This window comes from Acetivibrio straminisolvens JCM 21531, from assembly GCF_000521465.1.
Lineage (GTDB): Bacteria > Bacillota > Clostridia > Acetivibrionales > Acetivibrionaceae > Hungateiclostridium > Hungateiclostridium straminisolvens.
In genome coordinates this window covers 1-20,884 of sequence record NZ_BAVR01000042.1, presented here as the reverse complement: position 1 = coordinate 20,884, position 20,884 = coordinate 1, and the positions used below count along the sequence as shown (strand labels likewise).

The 20,884-nt window shown below is 38.1% G+C and carries 16 protein-coding genes and 3 pseudogenes; 18 read left to right on the top strand and 1 reads right to left on the bottom strand.

The window, feature by feature from the left end; genetic code table 11:
- Nucleotides 1-2: 2 nt before the first annotated feature.
- From JCM21531_RS11640 to JCM21531_RS11565, 17 genes and pseudogenes are all read left to right on the top strand, one after another.
- Complete coding sequence (locus JCM21531_RS11640; RefSeq protein WP_038290080.1) at nt 3-1,181, top strand: hypothetical protein; 1,179 nt, start codon at nt 3-5, stop codon at nt 1,179-1,181.
- Nucleotides 1,138-2,127, top strand: coding sequence for an AAA family ATPase (locus tag JCM21531_RS11635; RefSeq protein ID WP_038290077.1), 990 nt, complete (start codon nt 1,138-1,140; stop codon nt 2,125-2,127). Before JCM21531_RS11640 ends, JCM21531_RS11635 begins: the two co-directional genes overlap by 44 nt.
- Nucleotides 2,128-3,447: a DUF58 domain-containing protein gene (locus tag JCM21531_RS11630; protein WP_038290075.1), complete on the top strand. Its 1,320-nt coding sequence runs from the start codon at nt 2,128-2,130 to the stop codon at nt 3,445-3,447. It abuts the gene before it with no gap.
- 3 nt (nt 3,448-3,450) lie between these two features.
- Nucleotides 3,451-4,074 carry a hypothetical protein gene (locus JCM21531_RS11625; protein ID WP_038290073.1) on the top strand — a complete coding sequence of 208 codons (624 nt, stop codon included), beginning with the start codon at nt 3,451-3,453 and terminating at the stop codon, nt 4,072-4,074.
- 220 nt (nt 4,075-4,294) lie between these two features.
- On the top strand, nt 4,295-6,433 hold the full coding sequence (locus JCM21531_RS11620) for a substrate-binding domain-containing protein (RefSeq protein WP_038290071.1): 2,139 nt from the start codon (nt 4,295-4,297) through the stop codon (nt 6,431-6,433).
- A 115-nt stretch (nt 6,434-6,548) separates the two neighbouring features.
- Nucleotides 6,549-7,598 (top strand): annotated as a pseudogene (locus JCM21531_RS11615) (type IV pilus twitching motility protein PilT).
- Between the two features lie 97 nt (nt 7,599-7,695).
- Entirely contained in the window at nt 7,696-9,135 is a 1,440-nt protein-coding gene (locus JCM21531_RS11610; RefSeq protein WP_243467574.1) for an RCC1 domain-containing protein, read from the top strand.
- 19 nt (nt 9,136-9,154) lie between these two features.
- The gene (locus JCM21531_RS11605; RefSeq protein WP_038290068.1) at nt 9,155-9,739 is read left to right on the top strand and encodes a rhomboid family intramembrane serine protease; all 585 of its coding nucleotides are present in this window, start codon (nt 9,155-9,157) and stop codon (nt 9,737-9,739) included.
- A 281-nt stretch (nt 9,740-10,020) separates the two neighbouring features.
- Nucleotides 10,021-10,125 (top strand): anti-sigma factor domain-containing protein, encoded by a 105-nt coding sequence (locus JCM21531_RS24875; RefSeq protein ID WP_439644302.1) that lies wholly within the window; start codon nt 10,021-10,023, stop codon nt 10,123-10,125.
- Nucleotides 10,116-12,104: a S1C family serine protease gene (locus JCM21531_RS11600; protein WP_243467573.1), complete on the top strand. Its 1,989-nt coding sequence runs from the start codon at nt 10,116-10,118 to the stop codon at nt 12,102-12,104. The genes JCM21531_RS24875 and JCM21531_RS11600 overlap by 10 nt, the downstream gene beginning before the upstream one ends.
- 165 nt (nt 12,105-12,269) lie before the next feature.
- Nucleotides 12,270-12,920: pseudogene (locus JCM21531_RS11595) on the top strand (HAD family hydrolase).
- Nucleotides 12,921-12,978: 58 nt separating this feature from the next.
- Nucleotides 12,979-14,272: pseudogene (locus JCM21531_RS11590) on the top strand (glutamate-5-semialdehyde dehydrogenase).
- 231 nt (nt 14,273-14,503) lie between these two features.
- On the top strand, nt 14,504-14,875 hold the full coding sequence (locus tag JCM21531_RS11585) for a hypothetical protein (RefSeq protein WP_038290065.1): 372 nt from the start codon (nt 14,504-14,506) through the stop codon (nt 14,873-14,875).
- Nucleotides 14,876-14,976: 101 nt separating this feature from the next.
- Complete coding sequence (locus JCM21531_RS11580) at nt 14,977-15,411, top strand: hypothetical protein (protein WP_038290063.1); 435 nt, start codon at nt 14,977-14,979, stop codon at nt 15,409-15,411.
- A gap of 245 nt (nt 15,412-15,656) precedes the next feature.
- On the top strand, nt 15,657-16,805 hold the full coding sequence (locus JCM21531_RS11575) for a pyridoxal-phosphate-dependent aminotransferase family protein (RefSeq protein ID WP_054847092.1): 1,149 nt from the start codon (nt 15,657-15,659) through the stop codon (nt 16,803-16,805).
- 202 nt (nt 16,806-17,007) lie between these two features.
- Complete coding sequence (locus JCM21531_RS11570) at nt 17,008-18,495, top strand: methyl-accepting chemotaxis protein (protein ID WP_038290061.1); 1,488 nt, start codon at nt 17,008-17,010, stop codon at nt 18,493-18,495.
- Nucleotides 18,496-19,151: 656 nt separating this feature from the next.
- The gene (locus JCM21531_RS11565) at nt 19,152-20,036 is read left to right on the top strand and encodes a PHP domain-containing protein (protein WP_038290059.1); all 885 of its coding nucleotides are present in this window, start codon (nt 19,152-19,154) and stop codon (nt 20,034-20,036) included.
- Nucleotides 20,037-20,135: 99 nt separating this feature from the next.
- Here JCM21531_RS11565 and JCM21531_RS21995 read toward each other — a convergent pair whose 3' ends face one another.
- Complete coding sequence (locus JCM21531_RS21995; RefSeq protein ID WP_243467581.1) at nt 20,136-20,549, bottom strand: cellulose binding domain-containing protein; 414 nt, start codon at nt 20,547-20,549, stop codon at nt 20,136-20,138.
- A 49-nt stretch (nt 20,550-20,598) separates the two neighbouring features.
- Here JCM21531_RS21995 and JCM21531_RS21990 point away from each other — a divergent pair.
- Nucleotides 20,599-20,884 (top strand): hypothetical protein (locus tag JCM21531_RS21990; RefSeq protein WP_243467584.1); only part of this gene is annotated, 286 nt, incomplete at its 3' end.

The following is a 20,884-nucleotide window of genomic DNA, read 5'->3' as shown; positions in this document are numbered from 1 at the left end:
GAATGCAGGTAAGAAACAGATTGAATACGGAAGTACCTTTGAATAAATTGGTGATTTATCCTGTAGTTACTTTGCTCTACATGTTGTTTACGGTGATGGTATTCTTTATTCCTGGGGGACCTGGATATAATTTCAGGGAAAACTATTATTGGTTGATATTTCCTTTGGAGATATTTCTTGTAGGGCTTACTTCCATGCAATTTGCCGCCTATTTTTTCAAAGGAAGTTGGGCACAGGTATTAAGCAGATCATGCTTTGTATTGGGAAATGGCATTTCGCTGTTTCTCTTTTGGTTTCTGGCTGCGTCGGATATTGAGACGAAACTGGCAGGCTTAGGAATAATACCGGTGACAGTTTCGATTATTATTTATAAAGTTTCAAGGATTTATGAGAATAGGGTGTATAAAGGTGAAATTATTAAAGTAATTTCATATTTAATAGCGGGATTTTCCGTTTATTTTATGTTTAATATTCTTTGGCCTGAAAGCGAAAGTTATACGGGAGGTTTTAGTTTTTCACTAGGTAGATTAACTCTTTATTCTTTTATTGTACTTTCTTTATTTGAACTTGCGTCATTAATTGAATTGAGCGGAAATCAAAAAGCCTATGGGATGGCGAATTGGTTTCGGTCAAATCATGGAAGCAAGTTTTTTGGTATTTTTATTATCCTGTTTATATTGGTGGATTTAAGGAGGATTGTAATGTCAGGTATGATTTGGGGTGTATGGATTTTTATATTTGTAGTTTTAGCAATTGTTTTTATTATTCTTGCAGTAAAGCTTTGGAATGCTGCCAACAATACTCCGGAGCAAAGGTTAAATAAGCATCTCCAAAATATAAACTTTGACAAGATAAAAGATATTTCCGATATTACGTTGCATATAAATGATTTTGTGTATAATGGAAGCAAAAGCGGACTTATTGCCTGCCTCTTTATAATGACGTACAAAGCAGGGATTCCGATTTGGACGGTAAAAAGAATGATTGCACCTATTGTAGACCACAAGGATCTTGAAATGCCTTCTTTTATGACCAGAAAGGATTACATGGTCATTGAGGAAAGAAATAAACAGAAAAGAATGAAAATTGTAGAATATGTTATTAAAAATTTAGATGTATATGGAAGGGGAAATTATAATGGTTTCGGAACAGCTCCAAACACTATGCAAAAGTATAATTGATGAAGTAGGAAAGGTTTTTGTTGCAGACAACGACACAATTTTAAGAAAAATACTTTGCGGTTTCCTGGCGGGAGGGCATATACTTTTTGAGGACAATCCCGGGCTTGGGAAAACCTTGCTTGTAAAAGTTTTTGCAAAGGTTACGGGGTGTGAATGGAAGAGGATACAGTTTACTCCCGACCTTATGCCTTCAGATATTTTGGGTACAAAGATTTGGAAGAGCAATTCTTCCTCTTTTGAGCTTGAAAAAGGACCGGTATTTACCAATTTCCTTTTGGCGGATGAAATAAACAGGGCGATGCCCAAAACCCAGTCAGCTCTGCTTGAGGCCATGGAAGAGAGGCAGGTTTCGATAGAAGGTACTACTTATTCGCTAAAGCCTCCTTTTATTGTTATGGCTACGCAAAATCCGATAGAGATGGAGGGTACATATCCGCTTCCCGAAGCGCAGATGGACAGGTTTATAATGAAGCTGTCCCTTGGATATTTAGAAAGTGCCCAAAAAGAGTGTGATGTGTTGAAAAGAAGGATTGAGTGGAGAAAGGATGACCCTACCAACGATATAAAGCCTGTAGTTTCGATGAATGAGCTTCTTATGCTCCAGAGTGAAGTGGAAAAGGTTTATGTGGATGACAATATTCTGATGTATATAACGGAGATAGTAAGGAATACCAGGGTCAATCAAAATGTAAAATTGGGTGCAAGTCCGAGGGGAGCGCTGGCTTTGTTGAAGCTGTCCAGAGCCCATGCCCTTATCAGCGGCAGGAATTATGTGATACCCGATGATGTAAAGATTATGGCTGTGGATGCTCTTGCTCACCGTGTTATTTTGCATATTGAGCACATAATGGAAGGAAGGGTTCCTTCGGCAGTGGTAAGGAGTATTGTAAATAAAACGGATGTTCCGAAAAGCTATACAAGGGAAAATGCAGGAGGGCTTCTGTAAATGCCGAAGAATATCTCTAAAGTAAGCATAATATTTCTGTTGCTGATTTGTATAGGCTTTCTTTTGGCCAACAACATACTGATACTTGTTTCCATTATTCCCTTTATGTTAATGGCTTTTGGGTATTATTTAAAAATGCCCAACAGCATTAGAGTAAAGAAGACCATATCGAAGAACAGGGTCACGGTAGGAGAATTACTGGATGTATTTGTAAGAATACAGGTGGAATCGGGATTTGGCTCTATTGAAATATGCGATATTGTGCCCCAGCATTTTGAGTTGGTGGAGGGAACCAATTACTGTGCAGTGTGGAAGAGCTTTGAGCCGAAGGAAATATGTTTAAATTACACTATTCGCTGTACCGCATCGGGTACTTATTCGCTTTCAACCACTAGTTGGAAAGCCAGACATGCTGTCGGTGCTTTTTCGATAAACAGAAAATATTTGACGGACTTGACCGTGGAAGTTACCCCAAGGCTTATTGAGCTTAAAAAAGTGAGGGGTATGTCTACGGTGTGCAAGGTGCCAATGCCGGAGGGTGCCTTGGCAAGTATGGGAATGACAACCCAGGAATTTAAGGAGCTCAGGCTCTATTGTCCGGGAGACCCTTTCAAGTCAATAAACTGGAAGGTTACGTCGAGAAATTTGGTTAGGGGTAATGTTTGGCCTGTGGTAAATGAGTTTGAGAAGGAAGGAAAGAAATCTGTGTGGATATTTCTGGATACGTCCAGAATAATGTCCTTCGGTTCTAACATAAAGAATGTTAAGGAGTATTCTGTTGAGGCTGTAAACAGTCTTAGCGACTATTATATAAATCACAACTGCAGTGTATCTTTTCGTACTTTCGGCGGAAATAACATATTTGTAAATCCAGGGTCCGGAAGACAGCAACATTACAGGATTTTAAGGGAGCTTATGAAAGTAAGAAATTTCACCGGTGTATCCAAAAAAAATCCCGAACAGGTGAAAAATCTGGAGGAAGCTGTGTATTCGTGCAGAAGTTACTTTAGCGGGTTGAGGCCGATGTTTGTAATTGTTACAAGATTTTGCACGAAAAACTCGGAAGAAATTTTAAGAGGTATAAACCTTATGTCAAAATATACCATGCACCGGAAGGGCTATGTTCCCAGCATAATGCTGATAAATATAATGGGTTATGGTCTTATGGTTGAAAATCAGAATGAAATGTTGGCAGCCGATCTTCTCGAAGCCATGAACAAGGTGCTTTCGGCAAAGATTAGAAAAAGCTGCATTTGGATTGACTGGGATCCGAACAAAGAAAGCCTTACAGGTGCATTATTGAAACAGGTGGTGACTTAAAGCGTGAAAACATGGATATTGCCGGCTCGAATTGCGTTTTCAATTGCGGCCTATGCGTTGGCGTATATTCTTTTTGCATATTCATCCGTTTATCATGAATTTGCACTTTTGTTTAAAACGCAAAACAGAGCCTTCATAATAATAAATATTGCAGCTTTTGTTATAATCGGGCTTTGCTATAAGAGGTTTGAAAAAGCTGTTTTTGTAATATGCATAATTTTTGCGTCACCTTCTGTATTGACTCATTCAAAATTATTCAGAAGTATGTCGCAAAGTACGGTATATGTACAGTATTTTTCACCCCATTTGATTGCTCTTTTATTTTTTACGGTTGTTGTATTCTTGCTGGCTGCAAACAGACTTGAAAGGCTTGACAGACAGCATGAGGAAATGGTATCCGGCGGTGCATTGGAAGCCGATGTGGAGTTAATTACCCTTAACAATATCAAGATGTATTCCGCATTTCTTGCTGTGGCTTTACTCAGTGGACTTGTTCTTATTGCTTTGGGCTATTTAGCAACCCAAATAAGAGTATCATGGCCGATTATAATTATAATGGTGGTAATTGGTATTGTGCTGGCTTTGGGATGTGTACTGTATTTGTACAGAAGGTGGATAAAGAAATAGTATATTTTATGAAAAAATATATATGTCCTGTAATGTTTATGGTATAATAAAAAAGAGTTTACTTTCATTTTTCGAGTCTTTTTAAATCAATCCGTGTCATTATATTCGTATACATAATATGGATTATTATTATGCTTCGATAGGGAATTTTGCTCAAAGAACAATAGAATAAAGAAATCGGAACGGCTTTACCAAAAAATATGATTAAGGGAGAAGCGTCATGAAAAAACGCAGAACTATTGGTTTTTTGGTTAACGATATAGATGTAAGCTATTCTAATCTAGTCTATCTGATGACGAAAAAAGCTGCTGAGAAATATGATTGCAATCTAATAATCTATGAAGGCAGGTCTTTTAACAATTCTTCCTTGGCGGACAGTCAGCATCAAATATCTTATAGCTTTGTTGACAATACCCGGCTGGACGGAATAATAATGACAAGCGCTCCTATTGCAAGCTATATTTCCGATGAGGAATTTGTTGAGTTTTGCAAACGTTATGAAGGAATACCCCTGGTGTCATTGGGAATTGTTGTTCCCAACGCTACCAGTATTATTATAGACAACAAGCAGGGAATGAAAAGTCAAATAACCCATCTGATAAAGGATCACGGTTTTAGAAAGATTGTTTTCGTATCCGGACCTCCAACCAATATGGATTCTGTTCAACGCCTGGAAGCTTACTATGAAGTGTTGGGTGAAAATAATATTGATGTTGACCCCAGCCTAATATTTACCGGAGATTTTCTGGCACAATCCGGATATGATATCATGAAGGAGATAATAAAGGACAGCATTGAGTACGATGCAATAGTTTGTGCAAATGATGAGATGGCCTTGGGAGCAGTAAAATGCATAAGGGATTTAAAGAATACCCATAATCTGGATTTGGCAAAAAAAGGCGTAATATGCGGATTTGATGATTCCGTTACATCTCGTCTCGTTAAGCCTTCTCTGACTACAGTGAGGCAGCCTATTGAAGAAATGTGTTTTTGTGCAGTAGAAAGTCTGCTGAAAAAAATAGAAGGAGAGAAGGCGGAAGATGTAATCAGACTTCCTTCTGTTTTGATCAAGAGGGAATCCTGCGGCTGTAAAGATGTAAGCGAAGCAAGTTTTGTGCCGGACAGCAGTCTAAGGCTTGTTCCCGGTCAAAGGATACATGAAAATCTACAGACATATTCCCTGGACGAATTGTTTGACTGCGTGACCAGAACACTGAAACTTTGCTATATTAGAAGCTGCTTTATTTTCAAATACTGTGGCGGAACTTTGTTGTATGATGTTGATTCTATCTTTTACGGCAATTTTAGTATTCCTGAAAATTCGGAATTGATATATGCTTACTATAATGACGAGAGAGTGACTATTGAAGACAGTTCAAGATATATTAAAACGAAAAACATTGTACCGGATCAGTTTTTTATGGAAGACAGACGATATACGTATATTGTTAATCCATTGTTTTTTAATAATGAGCACTTTGGTTATGTGTGCTTTGAAGCGGTAAATGACGATGTGCTAAACTTTGAGCCTATCAGGGGACAGATAAGCAATACCCTAAATGGTGCGCTAATGCTTATGGAAAGAGCAAAGATTGAGGAAAGTTTTAGGGAAACTGAGCGTCTTGCTTCATTGGGGCAGTTAATCGGAGGAATTTCCCACAATCTTATGACCCCGATAATGTCTATATCAGGAGCATGCTTTGGATTGGAAGACCTTGTGCATGAATACATGGCATCTATAGAAGACCCCTCTGTTACGGTGCAGGATCATAAGGAGATTGCCAAGGATATGCTCGATTGGATATATAAATTAAAAGAATACAATTCGTACATGTCAAATGTTATTACCACAGTCAAATCTCAGGCTGTTCAGCTAAATTCCGACAATGTTAACGAATTTACAATCGAAGAACTTGTAAACCGGATTAATTTTATAAAAAATAATAACACCAAGATGAGAAAAGCCATTTTAAACTATAGAGTTGATATTGATAGTAAAACAATAATTGAAGGAGATATATCGAATTTAGCGCAGATAATTGAAAACCTTTTGATTAATGCAGTGCAGTCTTATGAAGGTATGGACAATAATGAAATTGTTATCGATTTTCATATATTGAAAGATGGAAACAGGGTTAGATTTGTTGTCAGAGATTACGGAAAAGGTATATCCGAAGAAATAAAAGACAGGCTGTTTAGGCGTATGGTAACCACGAAAGGAAAAGACGGAACGGGGTTAAGTCTGTTATTATCCTATTCTACAATAAAGGGTAAGTTCGGAGGCGAATTGTGGGTAGAGTCAAAAGAAAACTTTGGAACTACATTTTATATATCAGTACCCATGACTAACAATGGATGATTATACAAACTTTGGGTTTGAAAAGGTACGTGGTAAAAAACTTTATATTTTTTGACGAAAAAATATTAGTAAGTCATCGGATTACTTATCATACTATTAGGAGATGATCGTTTTGATGGAGTTGAAGGAAATTCTAAAAATGGGTGTTGATAATAAAGCTTCCGACATACATTTAACTGTGGGCAGGGCTCCTTCTTTCAGGATAAACGGAAGAATGAAAACGCTTGATGATAATATACTGTCGCGGGAAGATACAATGAACTATGCCAAGGAATGTTTGGACAAAGAAAAGCTTGAGCATCTTATGGCTGTGGGAGAAGTTGATTTTTCAATGACAGTTCCGGGAATTTCGAGGTTTAGAGTGAATATCTTTTTTCAAAGGGGCTCGGTGGCAATAGTATTCAGGATACTTGCATCAACAATACCGACTCTGGATTCTCTGAATCTTCCCGAAGTGGTTAAGGATATTTGCAAGATTAAAGAAGGCTGATACTGGTAACCGGTCCTACGGGAAGCGGTAAATCTACCACTATGGCCTCAATTATTAACGAGATAAATGCATCAAAAGAAGGACATATCCTAACTCTTGAGGATCCTATCGAATACATTTTCAAGCATAATAAATGCGTTGTGAATCAGAGGGAAATATCTCAGGACAGCAAATCCTACGCCAATGCTTTAAGGGCTGCTCTGAGAGAGGACCCCGATGTGATATTTATCGGGGAGATGAGGGACAACGAGTCGATAAGTATTGCGGTTACAGCGGCAGAGACAGGACATTTGGTTCTTTCAACCTTGCATACTTTAGGTGCGGCAAAAACTGTGGACAGGCTTATTGATGTTTTTCCGCCCCATCAACAGCAGCAGATAAGAGTGCAGGTTTCCAGTGCTTTGAAGGCAGTTATATCTCAAAGATTGATTCCCGATATTGAACACAAGTAGAGTTGCGGCTCTGGAAATAATGATTGTTACTCCGGCAATCAGCAATCTCATTCGAGAAGGCAGAGTGGCTGGAATTACTTCAATGATTCAGACGGGTGCATCGCAGGGAATGCAGCTTCTCGACAAATCTATAGCCGATCTTTATCAGCAAGGGCGCATATCAAAAGAGGATGCATATGAGTACTGTGTCGATAAAGAGATTTTAAGAAGATACATAGGGTAGTGTTGTCAAAAAAAGTACTGGGTTGGAATTTTCATAATTGCAAATTAACCTTATTAGTTGTATTATTAAATTAGAATTTCTAGTAAATATGGATTTTTTGAATATTTATTTTGGGGGAGAAGTTTTCGATGAGAAAAGTATATTAAAAAAGGTTGTTTGCTTGTTTGTAATTTTATGTTTTGTCACTGTATCTTTCAGTACTTCGATTTTTGCTGCGGACAATGAAAGCGTAATTTTAGGCGATATCAATGGTGATTCCAAAATAGATTCAATCGATCTTTCATTACTGAAAAAGTACATACTTAAAATAATAAATGATATTCCCAACGAAGGTATCAAGGCAGCTGATGTAAATGCTGACGGCGAAGTAAATTCTATAGATTTTTCTTGGCTGAAAAAATACTTATTAAGAGCAGTCAAAAAGCTTCCGGGAGATGTGGAAAAAAGTGCCGGTAGTATCATTCAGTTTCAGTCCGGTAATGCACATTCGGTAATTTTAAAGAATGACGGAACGGTATGGGTTTTAGGAGACAACAGAAGGGGACAGTTGGGACTTTCGGAAGTATCTTCTTTAAATGAGCCTGTTATGATAACCGGTCTTACCGGAGTAAAATCAGTGACGGCAGGTTTGGAACATACCTTGGCATTAACTGAAGACGGTACTTTATGGGCATGGGGTAACAATTACAGTCTTCAATTAATAGATTATACTGAAAGGGATCCTGACACGGGAGAAAGGTTCATAAATACTCCAATTAAAGTTGAGACTCATTCGGATGTCAAGTATGTGACAGCGAATTATTCCCGTACCCTTGTAATAAAGAATGACGGCACAGTTTGGCTGCATTCGCTCCCTCCTATAAAAAATTCCAAGGATTCCGATTATATATCGTGGGAAGTAAAAGGTTTGGTAGATATAAAGATGGCGGATATAGGAATAGGGCATATAGTTACATTGAGAGAGGATGGAACTGTATGGACCTGGGGGGAAAACGTTTGGGGACAACTTGGAAATGGTGCGCAGCAGCACCACAATATTCATAGTTATAGTTACTTTGAACCCAGTCAGGCAAAAAACCTCACGGATGTTGTTGCGATAGCTGCAGGAGAGACTCATTCGGTAGCATTAAAGAGTGATGGAACTGTATGGACCTGGGGCGGAAACTTCTACGGTGAATTGGGAAACGGCACAACAACTTATATTTTGGAGCCTCGAAAGGTTGAAGGCTTGGAGGATATTGTAGCTATTGATGCGGGAAGCAGTCATACAGTGGCACTAAAAGCTGACGGAACGGTATGGGTATGGGGTAAAAACAGCTTTGGTCAGCTTGGAAACGGAACGACCATGAGAAGTACTGTTCCGGTAAAAGTGGAAGGACTTAATGGAGTTATAGGGATATATGCGGGTACAGAGTGCACGATAGCATATAAAAATGACGGAACTGTATGGGCATGGGGCAAAAATGATTTTGGTCAATTGGGTGACGGTACCTTTGAAAACATACTTAGACCTGTAAAAGTATTCGATAAAGAGTAAAATGGGAGGAATTACATAAGTGAGTTTACAAAATAGATTTAAGGGTTTGCATTACAATTCACCCGTTATACTTACAATGACGCTTTTGTCGCTGGGGGCGTTGATATTTCAAAGCCTTACAGGCGGACTCGCAACTTCGCTGCTGTTTTCAGTCTATCGCAGCAGTCCCCTAAATATATTCTTTTATTTCAGGCTCTTCGGACATATACTGGGACACGCGAACTGGGAACACTATATGAATAACTTTCTTTTGATTTTGCTCCTTGGGCCGATGCTGGAAGAGAAATACGGCTCGAAAAGGATTGCCTTTATGATTGCGGTAACAGCTGTGGTTACGGGACTGGTAAACATACTTCTTTTTCCCAATACTGCTCTTTTAGGGGCAAGCGGTGTAGTCTTTATGTTTATACTGCTGAGTTCTTTTGTCAATTTTGAAAAGGGAAGAATACCCATAACCTTCATACTTGTTGTTGTGATTTATCTGGGAGGGGAAGTTATGAACGGTATTTTTGCCAAAGATAACATTTCTCAGCTGGCCCATTTGGTGGGGGGAGTTTGCGGAAGTGTATTTGGCTTTAAATGGGGAGAAAAAACGTCTTTGTAGCTCAAAAAATCCGATAGTAAAAATATTTTTTGCTTTAAGGCCGCCCGATAAAGAGTTTGGGTGGCTTTTTTATGCCATTTTAGCTTAGTGAAATTAAATTTTTGGGGATTAACATTAAGTTAACAGTATAATCCCATTATTGTTAACATTATTACTCTAATAATATCGGTCAAATTTTCCGAAATAATTATAAAGAGGTAATTAAATTTTTTATGGTCTTTACGTGCGGCTTGCAATTTGGTATGACACTCCAAAAAATAGGGGTAAGTGAGGGATAGAATATGAAAATGACCGGAATTATAGTTGAAATACGCAAAGATAGAGCGATTGTTCGGACAGACGATAATAAATTGATAGCCATAAAAAAAGCGATGATATGGTGGTAGGCAAAATAATAAGCTTTGATGAAGGGGATGTATATAAAGAAGAACGCAAGGTATATAGGTATGCACCTTCGAGCAAACGTATGGAAAAATCATCTAGAGCCAGCAAAATTAAAGGCTTTTCAAGGGTAAGCAATATCAAGGGCTTTTCCCGTGTAAACAACATTAAGAATTTCTCGCGCATATCGGGAAGCAAGGAATCTTCCGAAAAGTCCTCGCAGGAATCTAAAGTGGTGGACTTTTCAAGAGTAGTGGATTTTTCAAGAGTAGTGGACTTTTCACGGGTGTCAAACAGTAAGAAATCCGAAATAAAGAATTTCTCACGCATAAGCGGTATCAAGAATTTCTCAAGGATAGCATCGGTTGCAGCTGCTTTTGTGCTGATATTCCTGTTCGGCCGCAATGTTATGTTAAACAACGGTTCGCGCAGTGAATATGCCTATGTAAGCGTTGATATCAACCCGAGCATTGAATTTGCGGTAAACAGCAAACATAAAGTCATTGGTACATCTGCAATAAACCAAGATGCTTTAGAACTGCTGGAGAGTCTTAACGTAGAAGAAAAAGATTTGAAGTCTGCCATGGTGACAGTTCTTGAAAAGGCAAAATCGCTAGGCTATATTTCTGATGATGATACGAACTATGTGCTTGTTTCCATGGCCTTAAACGATAAAAACAAGAATACGGAAGCGAAAAGAGATGAAAAGCTCGATGAGCTTAAAGAAAACATAGAGCAGGGAATGGAAGAAGCGGGTAATGATACTATTATACATAAGACGGTAACTGTGAGCTTCGAAGAAAGAGAGAAGGCTTTGGAAAACGACATGTCGATGGGAAGATATTACCTCTACTTGGAAGCAAAAGAAAAAGGTATTGATGTTACTATCGACGAAGTAAAATCTGCGAAGCTTTCTGAATTGATAGTAAAAATTGAGGATGATTCGGAGCCGGTACCAACGCCTTCGATTACACCTACTCCGTTGAAGTCGCCCGAACCTTCACCGACTCCGGTGCCAACACCTTCGCCATCCGAAACAGCACCGACAAATTCACCGGTTGCAAGCAAATCTCCGGATAGTGGGCCCGAGCTTGGGGCAAAAGAGATTGCGGCTTTGGGTGAAAGCGTGGTTTTAATAACGGCTTATGACGAGAACAAGAAGGTTATTTCGCAGGGCAGCGGTTTCTCTGTTGGGGCAGGGCTGTTTGCTACAAACTATCATCTGGTTAAAGACGGTGTGGTTATAAAAATAACGGCGAATGACGGAAAAGTATATGATGTTGACGGAATTGTAAAATATGATAAAACAAGAGATTTGGCTATAATAAAGGCTACAGTTGATACCGGGGTGAAGCCGCTTAAGATTGGTTCAAAAACATCGTTGGTAAAAGGCGGCAAGATTGTGGCAATAGGAAAGTCAACCGGTCTTAAAAATACTGTGTCGGAAGGAAAGATAAACGGGCTTAAGATTGAAGGCTTTGCCGACGCAATTGATTTAACGGCTTCAATTTCAAAGGAAAGCTCCGGCGGACCTGTATTTGACATGAAGGGTAATGTTGTGGCAGTAGCGACTTATGGAGTATCAAAACAAGGCGTCAATGCTGCAATTCCTGCAGACTATGTGGCAGACTGGGTGAAGGAGCTGGCCAAATATTCCTTTAACAACATCAAAATTGTTAGAAAAACCTTGGTGTTTGACAGTGACTTTGAGTTGAATTTTGCAGTTTACAAGATTATAAAGGCACTGGAAAATGAAGATGTTACCGCATATTTTGAATGCATGACCGATGAATTGTATAAAGATGAAACAAAAGAAAATCTGGAGGTTTTATTTGCAACCTTTGATCTTGCATATAATGTAGAGAGCCTCAAGGTTATTTCAAAAAGTGATGAACAAGCAAAAGTAAGTTATGTTTATACTATAAACAAGGAAAGCGGTCCGAATTTTAAGAATTACAGAATAACCGGAGAATGCACCTTGTAAAGGTTGGCGGCACATGGAAAATCAATGATTCAACGGAAAAGAAGGAATATATATAGTAGTCGGGCAATAAGAAAAGCTTTACCGATAATATTCTAATGTTTTATTTGATAAAGAATACTCGCTTTGGTATAATCATTAGAAAACCGAGTTTTGTAGAGGTGGATAATGAATAATTACAAAGCAGTATTCTTTGATTTTGACTATACGCTGGCAGATTCATCCAAGGGTGTTATAGAATGTATTAACTATGCGCTGCAAAAAATGGGTTATCCTAAATCTTCGCCGGAAAGTATATGCAAAACAATATGTCTTACACTGTCCGAAGCATATAGGGAACTAAGCGGAGATACCTCCGATTCAAATGCCGAACTTTTCCGTCAATACTTTAAAGAAAGAGCAGATATAGTTATGTGTGACGGTACTATAGTATATAATACTGTTGAAAGTGTTTTGAAGAGACTTAAGAGCATGAACCTAAAAACAGGCATTGTCTCAACAAAATACAGATACAGGATAGAGGATATATTGAAAAGAGACGGACTTTTACAGTACTTTGATGTAATTATCGGCGGAGAAGATGTTGCAGCCCCTAAGCCGGACCCGGAAGGCTTTTGAAAGCCATGTCAAGTTGGATGTCAAAAGAAAGAAGCTCTTTTTGTGGGAGACAGTACGGTAGATGCAAGGACTGCAGAAAATGCGGGCGTGGATTTTGTAGCGGTTCTTACAGGAACAACAGGAGAAAATGAGTTTTTAAAGTATAATCTTTGCTCTGTAATTAAGGATTTAAGTGGTTTGCCGGATGTATTTATGTTATAATCAAATATATATTTAATTTTGAGTGAAAAGTACCTTGAGATGATGGGAGGAAATTCATATGAGTATAAATGAAATGGCATTTCAGGTCAAGGAGGCTTCTATTAGGCTGGCAGCAGCAGGTACCGAGTTAAAGAACAAAGCTCTTTTAAATATAGCAAGGTTGTTAATGGAAAGAAAAGATGAGATTATAAAAGCAAACAATGAGGACTTACAGAGAAGCAAAGAGGAAAATCTTGCGGAACCTCTTCTTAAAAGGCTGAAATTTGATGATGCCAAAATTGCGGATGTGATAGATGGTATTAACAGCTTGGTAAAGCTGGAAGATCCGGTGGGAAAGACCCTTCTTTCCACTGAGCTTGACGAAGGATTGGAGCTCTACAAAGTTACATGCCCCATAGGAGTAGTGGGAATAATTTTTGAGTCAAGGCCGGATGCCCTTGTACAGATTTCCACGCTTTGTCTAAAAAGCGGAAACGGTGTTCTCTTAAAAGGAGGTTCTGAGGCAAGAGAGACCAATAAGATACTTACTGAAATTATTGCTAAGGCTACTGAAGAGGTTGGGATTCCTTCAAACTGGATAAAGCTTTTGGAGACAAGGGCAGATGTAAACGAAATGCTCAAAATGGACAAATATATTGACCTTATCATTCCAAGGGGCTCAAATGAATTTGTCAGATATATTATGGATAATTCCAATATTCCTGTAATGGGTCACGCAGATGGAATATGCCATTGCTACATAGATGAGGATGCTGACATTGACATGGCAGTTCGGATTGTTGTGGATTCTAAGACCCAGTATGTTGCTGTCTGCAATGCAACGGAGACATTACTGGTTCATAGAAGTATTGCACCGGGGATTCTGCCTGAGCTAAAAAAGCTTTGGACAGCAAAAATGTGGAGCTTACCGGTTGTGATGAAACACAGAAGATTATCCCTGTCGCACCGGCAACGGAAGAGGACTGGAAAACAGAGTATCTTGACTATAAACTGTCTGTAAAAGTAGTGGGGGATCTGGATGAAGCTATAGAGCATATCAATACCTACGGTTCGGGACATACCGACAGCATAATCACAAACAGCAAAGAAAAGGCAGCAATTTTTATGTCTCTTGTAGATTCGGGTAATGTATTCTGGAATTGTTCCACCCGCTTTAGTGACGGGTTCCGGTATGGCTTTGGTGCGAGGTGGGAATCAGTACCGCCAAGATTCATGCGAGAGGACCCGTAGGACTTGACGGATTGCTGATTTACAAATACAAGCTGATTGGAAATGGCCATATTGTAGAGGACTATGCCAAGAGGACAAAGAGTTTTAAACATAATAAAATGAACAAGCAATTTCCTTTATAATAGGTTATCTTATAATTTATTATAGACATATATTATAGACCTTTTAGGGTTGAGTAAAGCCCTGCAGAGTCACTTTATAGTGATTTTTGCAGGGTTTTTTACGTAGAATGTAACAAATATAGTCTGGTATACATAAGATGTATTAGATTTTCGGTTTTATGGCTTGAATTTTTGTAAATACCGCTATTTTGTGTATTATGTACCCCTTAAAGGTGTATAGGAGGAGGCAGTATGAATTATAAGGAGATAGAAGAACTGAAATCTGCACTGACTGATATGATGAAGAAGGGCTGTATACTCACGATTCCAGCCTTTAGAACAGGGGGCAGAATTGTTAGTGTTGGGTTTAAGCCTTATTGGACAAATCCTGTCGATTCAAAAATAGAAAAGATTGAGATAAATTTAATAGACAGCAGGGGGAGAATAATACCCTTAAATATTTACAATATTATTGGCTATAAGCTCGCTTTCCTTGATGATAGGAACGTGGAAGATTCAAAAAACATCAGTCTTGATATCCATTCGTATACTAATGCCAGAAGCAGAAACTCGGAAGAATATGACACTCTGCATCTTGAAATAAGTGAAATATCCGATGAGTGATTTAAAATAATGTTACCGTGACAAGTAACCTTTGAAAACAGATTAACATAATATGTATCAAGGCGACTAATTGAAAATAAAGTAGAAAGGTGGTATAAATAATGGCTGATGAAACCAGAGGCTATGGAGACGTAAGTTTAGCAGCTTTACTGTCAAAGTATATTGGTGAAACAGTAACCATATTTACAAAAAGCGGAGGACAATCCGGTGCAGGTTTTACCGGAGTTATTCTCTCAGTAAACGATTGCTTTGTACGTCTTATTACAAGAATTGGGCCTCCTCCGGCATGTTCCCTCGGCAATGCATGTTCAAACTTTAATGTAGGCTATGATTATAAGAATCCGGTTGGATCATATGATTGCGGTCAGGGTCTCGGAAAAGGCTATGGCGGTTATTCTCATGGCTATGTGCAGCCTGCCAGTGAACTTGGAGCAGTCTCGGCCGGCGGATGGAATGGATATCCGGTATACACTGTTGGCTCAGTGACTGATATCCCAATATCGGCAATAGTATCTTTTGTACACAACGCAGTATAATCTATCTATTTACAGAAAAGCCCGGGAATGATTTGTTCCTGGGCTTTGGTATTTTTATCATATTATTAATTCAATTTGGTTATTGACAAAAATCTTCCATGCTATTAAAATACTTATAATTAATCGATACAGTTCTAAAATGTATCGATACACATATAACAATAAAGGGAAATCTGTATGCATTAATAATGCAATACGGATAGAAAATGATTAAATACAATAATAAAAGGGAGAGGTGGATTATAATGATCAAACCGTTAATAATGACTCCAGGACCTACTTATGTTCATGTAGATGTAAGAAGAGCCATGATGCAAGAAGTGGGGAATCCGGATGTGGAGGAGAGATTCTTTGAATTTTACAAGGAAACATGCGAAAGACTCAAAAAACTTCTAAAAACCAAGAATGATGTAATAATATTGTCGGGGGAGGGGATTTTAGGACTCGAGGCTTCCTGTGCATCAATCATTGAGCCGGGAGACAGGGTTTTATGTATTGACAACGGCATATTTGGAAACGGATTTGGTAGTTATGTAAAAATGTATGGGGGAGAAGCTACATATTTGAAATTTGACTATCGCGAGGCTGTTGACTTAAATGTGATTGAAGAGTTTCTTAAGAAGGACCACAACTTTAAAGCAGCAACCCTTGTGCATTGTGAAACCCCTTCAGGTATAACAAATCCTGTAGCGGATATTTGTAAAGTACTCAAAAAATACGGAATTTTATCTATTGTTGATTCGGTTTCTGCTATTGGAGGAGAACCTTTGGAAACAGACGAATGGGATATTGATATTGTTCTGGGAGGTTCTCAAAAATGTATTTCCGCACCGCCCGGACTGACCTTCTTAAGTATTAGCCAGGATGCATGGAATGCCATATTGAAAAGGAATACGCCGATAATAGGTTATTACTGCAACTTGTCTGTATGGAAAAGCTGGTATGAGGACAGGTGGTTTCCGTATACTCAGCCGGTCAGCGATATTTATGCACTAAGAACTGCTGTTGACAAGCTCTTGCAGGATGACATGCGCATTGAGAGGCACAGAAGCATTGCAAACACAGTAAGAACAGCTTTGGTAAACAGCGGATTGGAATTATACCCTAAAAATGGCTTTTCGAATACGGTTACAGCTTTTTATGTGCCTCAAGGAACAACTTTTGCCGATATATACGATATGATGCTTAAAGAACACAATATATTAATTGCAGGGTCATTTGGGTTTTTAAAAGACAAGGTAATACGAATTGGACATATGGGGGAAAACTGTTATGAATATAAGGTGTTGAAGACCCTTAATGCATTGGATAATACATTAAGGAATCTGAATATAGATTTAAAAAACGAATTGCATAGTCCGTGGCAATATGTTCCTGCATTCAATTCCCATTAGTGAAAGAGGAGTTTTGATAGTGGTGTCGAATATGGTTTTAGATAGAAAAATCAAATCAAAAGTAAGGTAAAGCAAAACATGTTTTATTTTTTTATTCATTTCTGTGTGCAATAAGGATTGAGAGTTTTTTGCAAGGATATTTTTCTAAAGGAGCAGTTCGTGTAATATATACCAATTTTTAATGAAAAGGCGGGTAATGTATATGAAGGAAATTACGCTAGCAAGCCATGCCAGAAGGGTAAACAAAGCTCTTTTATTTATTTTTTGGCCATATTTCTTGGTATGCATTGTTTTGGGAATGACTATGTCTACACCAAATACCTTATTTACTGTCGAAAGTATTTCGGTGTTGATTTTTGCAGCTGGGATGATTGCTTCAACAGTTTTCTTTGTCAAAAGGAAATATAATGAAATTATAGGTCTGATTTTATGTTTGTCGGTTATGGTTTCGCTGGCGACTATTTATTTTTCACCCAATTCTGTAGTAGAAGATACGATGATTCTTGTATTGGTTATACCCGCATGTGCTATGACCCTGTATTTAAACAAGAAGAATTTTATCATTTATGCCGGTTGCTTTAATTTATTCTGTATAATTATTGAGGCAATGAACGGAGCAATGGGTACGCAGAAATTTATATCAGATTTGGTTAAGATTGATTTTGTGATGTTGGTTTTATACTTTGCTACTAAATGGGGGAGTGAAATAATCCATCATGCAGTAGAAAAAGGGAAAAATGCAGGAAACATACTGGAGGAATTGGAGAATACAATAAATCTGTTGAAGAAAAATACCGTATCTCTCAATCGTGATATAACTAATTGCAACACAGTTTTACAGATTATTAAGGAATCCGGGGACAGTGTTGCACTGGCAGTAGAAGAGGTTGCGAGAGGCATTGGCGAGGAAGCGGAAAGTGTCAGCAACATTAACGTTATGATGCTGGATGCGGATAAGTTGGTGGCTGATACGGCAACCATTTCAAGGGAAATGGCCAATGTCTCCGTTTCAACTGTTCAGGTTGTAAATGAAGGTGCGAAAGAAATAGGGGAAATGAACCGGCAAATGGATATTATTAACACTGCGGTTAGTGAATCCTATTCTACAGTATTGAAACTTCAGGAGAGTATGGACAAGGTAAATGGATTTTTGCAAGGAATTACCGAGATAGCTGAACAAACCAATATGTTGGCTTTAAACGCAGCAATTGAGGCAGCAAGAGCCGGAGAATCGGGTAAAGGATTTGCAGTTGTTGCAGATGAAGTAAGAAGGCTTGCAGAACAGAGTACCCAGACAGTTGGACTTATCAATCAGGTCATAGTGCGTATTAAGGACGAAACAAATGCAGTATTGGACAAGGTATATAACGGAACCGAGGCAACGAAAGCAGGAGAAGCCATTGTTAAAAAAGTGAGTGAAAGCTATGATAGGTTGAATCAGTCATTTAGAGATATTGACAATTATATTGACAATGAATTAAAAATGATTGAGAGCACCACACTTCTGTTTTCGCAAATACGGAGAGAAATGGAGAGCATCGCCGGAATTTCACAGGAACATGCTGCAGCGTCAGAAGAAATGTCTGCCTCAATGCAGGAGCAGAAGGATAAAATGGAAAGTATTTTTAATTCTATGAAGGAAATTCAGAAATCAAGTGAAGAACTTGAAAAGGTTGTAAAGGATAAATGATTGTAAAACGCAGGTAGTGGCGGACAAGCAAAGTTATTTACAGTTTAAGAATAAAAGTAAAGAATGGTTATTTCTGTTTTTATTAAGAAATTAAATGTCATAAAATAAATTAGGAGCTGCTTAAATTAATCAAATTAATTAGCAGCCTTATTTGTGTGTGCGCGGGTATGTGCGACCTTAGAAGTGAAAGTACGTATATGAGTTGATAGCACCAACCGTTAACCAAAGGTAAGGATGTCTGTCGCGAGGTGGAGCAAGATAAGTTAAAAATTTTTTAGTAATAAAAGAATTTGCAAACATTCATTAATAAAAATGCAATTAGGCATTAATTTTATAATAAATGACAAATTTTGACCCAAATAATAATTTGCAATGTTAGGAAGTACATGTTAACATTGATGCAAATCAAAAAAAAATGCAAAGGTATAGAATTCCTCAAAATACTGAATGTTCAACGAGAGCGCGGTTAGATAATTTTTACGAATTTTAAGCCCAAGTAGATACGGATGGATTTATGCAAGCGCTAAAAATATTTTTGATTGAGTTTGTATAACGGAAATAGTTTTTTACTGCTCAGTATATCGTTTTCGCAAAACTCAAGATTAAATTTAAAAGAAAGGAGAAGTATATTTTGCAAAAAAATATACAAAGCAAAAATGACATGTATTGATTTACACATTCATTCAAATATAAGTAATGACGGCGAGTTTTCACCTACAGAAATTGTAAATATGTGTGTCAATGCCGGAGTAAAAGTAGCTGCAATTGCTGACCATAATTCAGTACGTGGTATAAAGGAGGCTAGGGTAGAAGCAGCTAGAGTAGGAATTACATTAATTCCGGCTATTGAATTGGATTGCACATATAATAATAAAAATCTGCATGTTTTGGGGTATTATATAGATATTGATAACAGTTCTTTTAATGAAATTGAGGAGTATGTGCTGGAACAGGAGCAAAAAAATTCCAAGAAGAGAGTTGCATATATTCGTGATATGGGTATTTTTGTTGATGATGAATTTATAATGAAGCTATCCCGAAACGGTGTAGTAACTGGTGAAATGATTGCTGAAGCAGTATTGAATGATTATAGAAACCGCAATAAACCTATCTTAAGACCATATTTTGAAAATGGTGAAAGAAGTGACAATCCATATGTAAATTTTTATTGGGATTTTTGCTCTCAAGGAAAAGTTGCATATGTACCTATAAACTACATATCTCTGAAAGAAGCTGTAGAAATAATATACTCTGCAGGTGGGGTACCGATATTGGCACATCCGGGTGTTAATGTGGGTGAAGATAAAGAATTGCTTAATAAGATTGTTTCACAAGGAATAAAAGGATTGGAGGTATATAGTAGTTATCACTCGTGTAATCAAATGCAATTTTACAAAGATATATGCGAAAAAATGGGAATAATTAAAACTGTCGGTAGTGACTTTCATGGCAAAACAAAACCGAACATAAAAATTGGCAGTGTTACTATTGAAGATTCGGAAAATGATATTTATAAGAGTTTGACAGATCTAATAAAATAGTTGACAAAGTTTTTGCTGTAATGTAAGCGTTAAAGCCTGAGTTCAGCAGTAATAAAAGAGCCCATAACTGTACTGAGATAGTAGGTTATGGGCTCTTTTTTAAGGTTCAATTCCCCAGTATAGTTCTCCGGATATGTATACTGTAATCTTGTCCCAGACTACAAAGTCTGAAGAAGTATTGTTGAAAGAATAGTCGGAATCTTGATCATACATGTAATTCCATTCTGAATACGGCGGTGTCGCCAAGCTTAAAGCATAACTGTTTCCGGTTCTGCTGACAATCTCAACGTTTTCCCCCGGATTTAAGATTCCGGCATCATCAATAAATCCTATTTCAATATAACTGTCGGCATTTGGTTTTGGAACGGGCATTTCAACCACAGTTCCTGTTATTTTAGCTGCAGTAATGTTTGACCAGTCACATGTAAAGATCTCATTGATTACAAGGTCCTTTGTATAGTAATACCTGATTTTCACATCGGAGAGTACTATTGGAGTCTCTCCAGTGTTTATTAGCTTGATTCTGGGCTGTAGCTCTTTGGTTTCGGAGGCTCTAATATGATTGTATGCTCTAAGCTCAACCTTTGTTAATGAAGCAGTTTCTGTAGGTGTAGGTGTAGACGATGGCGTAGGTGTAGGTGAAGGTGAAGGTGAAGGCGTAGACGATGGCGTAGGTGTAGATGACGGTGTAGGCGTAGACGACGGTGTAGGTGTAGATGACGGTGTAGGCGTAGATGACGGCGTAGGCGTAGATGACGGCGTAGGCGTATGCGATGGTTTAGGTGTAGACGACGGTGTAGGCGTATGCGATGGTTTGGGTGTAGACGATGGTATAGGTGTGGACGTGG

Excerpts from the sequence above, each read along its gene's own strand:
- JCM21531_RS11640 (WP_038290080.1), top strand. The coding sequence starts at position 3 with ATGCAGGTAAGAAACAGATTGAATACGGAAGTACCTTTGAATAAATTG.
- JCM21531_RS11635 (WP_038290077.1), top strand. The coding sequence starts at position 1,138 with ATGGTTTCGGAACAGCTCCAAACACTATGCAAAAGTATAATTGATGAA.
- JCM21531_RS11630 (WP_038290075.1), top strand. The coding sequence starts at position 2,128 with ATGCCGAAGAATATCTCTAAAGTAAGCATAATATTTCTGTTGCTGATT.
- JCM21531_RS11620 (WP_038290071.1), top strand. The coding sequence starts at position 4,295 with ATGAAAAAACGCAGAACTATTGGTTTTTTGGTTAACGATATAGATGTA.
- JCM21531_RS24875 (WP_439644302.1), top strand. The coding sequence starts at position 10,021 with ATGAAAATGACCGGAATTATAGTTGAAATACGCAAAGATAGAGCGATT.
- JCM21531_RS11600 (WP_243467573.1), top strand. The coding sequence starts at position 10,116 with ATGGTGGTAGGCAAAATAATAAGCTTTGATGAAGGGGATGTATATAAA.
- JCM21531_RS11585 (WP_038290065.1), top strand. The coding sequence starts at position 14,504 with ATGAATTATAAGGAGATAGAAGAACTGAAATCTGCACTGACTGATATG.
- JCM21531_RS11580 (WP_038290063.1), top strand. The coding sequence starts at position 14,977 with ATGGCTGATGAAACCAGAGGCTATGGAGACGTAAGTTTAGCAGCTTTA.
- JCM21531_RS11575 (WP_054847092.1), top strand. The coding sequence starts at position 15,657 with ATGATCAAACCGTTAATAATGACTCCAGGACCTACTTATGTTCATGTA.
- JCM21531_RS11570 (WP_038290061.1), top strand. The coding sequence starts at position 17,008 with ATGAAGGAAATTACGCTAGCAAGCCATGCCAGAAGGGTAAACAAAGCT.
- JCM21531_RS11565 (WP_038290059.1), top strand. The coding sequence starts at position 19,152 with ATGACATGTATTGATTTACACATTCATTCAAATATAAGTAATGACGGC.